The organism is Bartonella sp. MU70NMGDW (assembly GCF_042194085.1).
Classification (GTDB): Bacteria; Pseudomonadota; Alphaproteobacteria; order Rhizobiales; family Rhizobiaceae; genus Bartonella; species Bartonella grahamii.
Map to the genome: position 1 here is coordinate 1 of NZ_JBHIMK010000119.1, position 4,648 is coordinate 4,648.

At 40.2% G+C, this 4,648-nt stretch carries 3 protein-coding genes and 1 pseudogene; all 4 read right to left on the reverse strand.

The window, feature by feature from the left end:
• Positions 1-1,555: 1,555 nt before the first annotated feature.
• Positions 1,556-1,960, reverse strand: coding sequence for a hypothetical protein (locus ACFIKE_RS08385; RefSeq protein WP_375649242.1), 405 nt, complete (start codon positions 1,958-1,960; stop codon positions 1,556-1,558).
• Positions 1,961-1,980: 20 nt separating this feature from the next.
• Positions 1,981-2,745 carry a filamentous hemagglutinin gene (locus ACFIKE_RS08390; protein WP_375649245.1) on the reverse strand — a complete coding sequence of 255 codons (765 nt, stop codon included), beginning with the start codon at positions 2,743-2,745 and terminating at the stop codon, positions 1,981-1,983.
• A complete protein-coding gene (locus ACFIKE_RS08395) occupies positions 2,733-3,137 on the reverse strand; it encodes a hypothetical protein (protein WP_375636626.1) in 405 nt (134 codons plus the stop codon). The genes ACFIKE_RS08390 and ACFIKE_RS08395 overlap by 13 nt, the downstream gene beginning before the upstream one ends.
• A pseudogene (locus ACFIKE_RS08400) lies at positions 3,134-4,648 on the reverse strand (filamentous hemagglutinin); the annotation flags it as partial. The gene ACFIKE_RS08395 and the pseudogene ACFIKE_RS08400, both read right to left, overlap by 4 nt.

A 4,648-nucleotide genomic window follows, 5' to 3' on the forward strand; every position in this document is an offset into this window, starting at 1 on the left:
GCTGCGCAGGATCAAACGTACTGATTGCATCAAGATTCCAAGCCATCACAAGGGTATCAGCCGGCGTTTTTGCTGAAGCCTGTTGTACAACTACCCCCAGTGCAATAAGAGCAGAAACAAGAGAGCTGCTACTTTTCAATATTTTTTTCTTCAAGTTCATAAATTTTCCCTTATTTATTTTTTATCAATTAATGACACTGAAATCACATGGCAAATTTATAAAATTATACACATTGAACAAATACTTTCTAATCGCCTATACAGAGTCATCCACTTTATAAATTCATTAGTTTAAGCCTCAATCAAACCATAGCGAACATGCAATATATGTTTTGCTAACCAGTATTAAATTCTTTTCATAACCTTTCTTTCCATATGATAATCCACTATATCAGTCCCCCATTAATCATCAATAAGCCTTGTAGCCTCCCCAAAATAGTGAGCTTTTTAAAAAAACAATTGCGCAAAAATTTATGAATTCACTATTCTATTCCTTTAGGCGATATTTAAAATAAAATATGCAAACTTTTAAAATCATCATCCCCCTCAAACACTCAGTTTCAAGATGCGACACATCTTTACTACATGATCAAAACTGCACTGAAATAACAGAAAGACATAAGAAAATATCTTTTCTAAAACTCTACCCCCCACAAAAATCTGCTTAATCTTTTGAAAACTAAGTATCAAAAGTTTTACGTTTTTACCAACAAAACCAAACGCGTTAACAAAGATAAAGGAAAAATGAGAAGAATCATTCCTTCCAAGCTTTATCTTTTGAGAAATAAAGCTTACAATAAAAGAATACACACTAAAATGCATTCCTCCATTGATAAAAACAAAATTCATTAGACGCTCCCCCCCAAAAGACATAACGAATATAAACCCTTCTAAACTTTAGTGTGTAATTGCTTTACCACTATAAAAATAGAACAAAAAGCAACATACCGCAACAAAACTCTCATTTCCAGCGGAAACATACAGAGATTCAACGAAGCAATGCAGTGAATACCAGTCTGTCTGAGCTTAAGTATCCTCCCAAAACTGGAGCTCACACGCAGCAAAATTCCTCTCTAATGGAGAGAAGCTATCAGATAATAAAACCCAACACAAGCAGCTTAAGTCATTTAACTTCAATTTTTCATCGCTGCATTTCATTTTTATTGCCTAGGTAAGTATTGGGCAATCGACCTACATACAAATAAACCAACAGTCATACAAGCAAAGTAAAACAATGCAACAACAGCACCCCATCTAAAAACCACTTTGCATTCGTCAATAAACATGAATAAAATATTCATTAGTTATAACGGTCATGTCATTAACGGAAATAAAAACACCTCTTCTGAACCATTACAAATGCCAAAGACTATTGCACAACATTGGGAGCTAGTAAAGTGTGTGATAGTGCCGATACAAGATATTGATTTATAATGATAATCTAGCGTTATTCATATTGAATTAGACCCCCGAATAACGTAGGATTCTCTTATTTCAAATCTGTTTATCTTGAATCAATCAAAACCACTTGCTTGCACATCACAAACAGAAAGACTTAAGGTTTGCATTCAGGTGCATTTTTATATTTTTTACAAAAAGGGCTGTTTAAGCGCTTCTTGACACTGGGCCTCGGGATCACAGCACCTGGACGACAAATGGGCAAGTTTTCCGCTTTATAATTTCCACACCAGCCTCCCCCCACATCATATTTATAGCGAAATCCCGCTTGGAGCATGCAAGCATCAATGGTTGCATTTGCATTGTAGCTGAGCTTTCTATTTTCTGTATCAGCATTAATAAGGCTTGGCAGACCGCATTCTAACAAGGCTTTTCCTACCTCTGTAAAACCTGCTCCTGGCTTTTTCCACGCAGCCACATCTCCTGGGGGAGTTTTATTAAACTGACATCCAGCTATACTTAATAGAGTTATCGCACTTAATAATTTTAAGGTTTGTTTCATTTTTTACTCCATGATCTAATTCAAGGTTTTTGTTCACGATGAGAAGGGCCGTAAAGTATGCTGCACATACGCCCCGCATCTCCAAGGCAAGTATGAGGATTATAAGGATTTGTGAACATATTCCATGTTTCTTTCCACCAGTTACTGCCAGCAGGTATTGTCTCATAAGTATAGCCATTGCCGCCAATCCATCGGCTTACAAAGTCATATCTATGCCCATCAAAACCAATAGTGGTTTGTTTGCCATCACTCACATAACCTAACAGACCGGATGCAACTAAAACATTAAAGGCTGGTCCATAGAAATTGATATTCGTGTTGTCGGCTATCCCGTGCACACCTTCTTGTTTGAAAGAATTCAGCATATTCCCCAATGTCATGGTACCACGGCTATGGCCATAAAGTTCCAACCCTGTAATACCATGGCTATACACCAAATCTTTTGCTTCTTGTGTGGAATTGGTCAAACCCCAAAAGTTATTTTCCATAAACTTCTGATAGCCCGCGACCAAAAGTTCTGAGATAGCAGAATCGGCTTCTGGGAACACAACAAAATAAAGCGGATTATTTTTATCCTTCGCATGTTGCTCTGCATAAACAGCGGCTTCCTCTGGTGGAGTAAAGATGCCATTAAAGGACACATGCACCTTGCCATCAGAACCTTCTTGTAAATGCTGCTTTTCCTCAGCCGTTAATAATGTGGTTGAGGAAACAATCGCGCCATTCCAAGCGAAGGCAAGGATGGCGGATTGTTGATCATCACAAACTGTGCTTAAGGCTTGCATTCAGGTGCATTTTTATATTTTTTACAATAAGGGCTGTTTAAGCGCTTCTTGACACTGCGCTGTGGTATGACAGCACCTGGACGACAAATGGGAAGGTTTTCGGCTTTAAAAGTATAACACCACCCCCCCCCTCTTTGATCTTTATAGCGGAATCCTGATTGAATCATACAGGCATGAATTGTTGCCCATGCATTGTTGCTTAGCTTTTTATTTTCTGGATCGACATCATCAGGGGTTGGCATACCACATTCTAATAATGCTTTTCCTACCTCAGTAAAACCTGCTCCAGGCTTTTCCCACATCCCTAGATATGGTGTGGGAGTTTTATTAAACTGGCACCCAGCTATACTCAACAGAGTTACAACACCTAATAGTTTTAAAATTTGTTTCATTTTTTACTCCTTAAAGGAACTTGTACTAGATTGGATGAGCCATAAACATATCGACATGCTGAGCTCGCATGTCCAAGACATGTGTGGACACTGTTGGGATTTGTGAACATATTCCATGTTTCTTTCCACCAGTTACTACCATCAGGTATTGTCTCGTAGGTATAGCCATTACCGCCAATCCATCGACTTACAAAGTCATATCTATGCCCATCAAAGCCAATAGCGGTTTGTTTGCCACCACTTACATAACCTAACAGACCGGATGCCGCCAAAACATTAGCCGCTGGTCCATAGAAACTGATCGTTGTATTGCCAGCTACATCATTTACACCTTCTTGTTTGAAAGAATTCATCATATTAAAGCCTGTCAAACTGCCACGACTATGGGCATCAAAATGCAATCCTGTGTTACCATAGCGAGACATTATATCTTTTGCTTCTTGTGTGGAATTGGTCAAACCCCAAAAGTTATTTTCCATGAACTTCTGATAACCAGCGACCAAGAGTTCTGAGATAGCAGAATCCGCTTGGGGAAACACAACAAAATAAAGCGGTACATTTTTATTCTCCGCATGTTGCTCAGCATAAACAGCCGCCTCATAGGTTGGTGTAAAAATGCCATTGAGGGAAACATGAACCCTGCCATCAGAGCCGGCTTGCAAATGCTGCTTTTCTTCATCCGTTAAATAATGAAACTTAGGTATTTTTTGTCCACGAGCGTCTCTTATAGGTACCCCATTTGCATCTATTTCATAGATTGTATTGCCATTTTCATCACGGTCGACCACGGCGATGGGGTGCTCTTTGATAAACATGGTTTTATAGGAGTCATCGCTGTATTTAAACCCTTCTTCTAAGAGTTGAGTTGCCATTTCACGGTTTTCATGGACGATTTGTTCCAGCTTGCCTGCATCGAGCTGTTGTACACCCTTATGGGCGGTGGCAGTATCACGATTAAGGGAGGCTATGGCTTGCTCAACATCTTGCCCTGTCAATGCCTTCTGCCCTGCTTCATCAGTAATGACGATGGTGCCATCGCTAATGGCAGATTTGGTGTATCCTTCCTCTGAATCTTGGGCTTTTGAATGATCTAAGAGATTTTTAGCAATGTTTTTCCCGACACCATATTTGCCCTGATACATCGGACCACCCGCAGAAATGCTTAAACCTTGGCTGCTAGCGTGAGCATGCGCACCGTTGCTGATATCACTGGTGCTGATGCTTCCTGTGGTCAGGCTGTTTTTATCTGCCGGCGCGGTGCTTTCAATAATACCTCCGGTCAGCGTTGTTTTATCTTTAACGTTGATCTTAAAGCCGCCATCACCCGCTTTGATGCCTGATTGCTCCACAACACTATGATAATCGCTAGAGGATTTATCCTTTTGGAAAGAGGCGCTCATGGAGCCTCCACCTCCCGTTTGTCCAGCACCAAACCCAACAGAAACAGAGTTTTGCTTGCTGGAAGTTTGTCCCGTATCACTGCGGCTGGTAATGGCAAAATCACCCCCTAC

What these genes read in the sequence shown, in the direction of transcription:
- ACFIKE_RS08395 (WP_375636626.1), bottom strand. Translation starts at nt 3,137, where the DNA reads ATGAAACAAATTTTAAAACTATTAGGTGTTGTAACTCTGTTGAGTATA.
- ACFIKE_RS08385 (WP_375649242.1), bottom strand. Translation starts at nt 1,960, where the DNA reads ATGAAACAAACCTTAAAATTATTAAGTGCGATAACTCTATTAAGTATA.
- ACFIKE_RS08390 (WP_375649245.1), bottom strand. Translation starts at nt 2,745, where the DNA reads ATGCAAGCCTTAAGCACAGTTTGTGATGATCAACAATCCGCCATCCTT.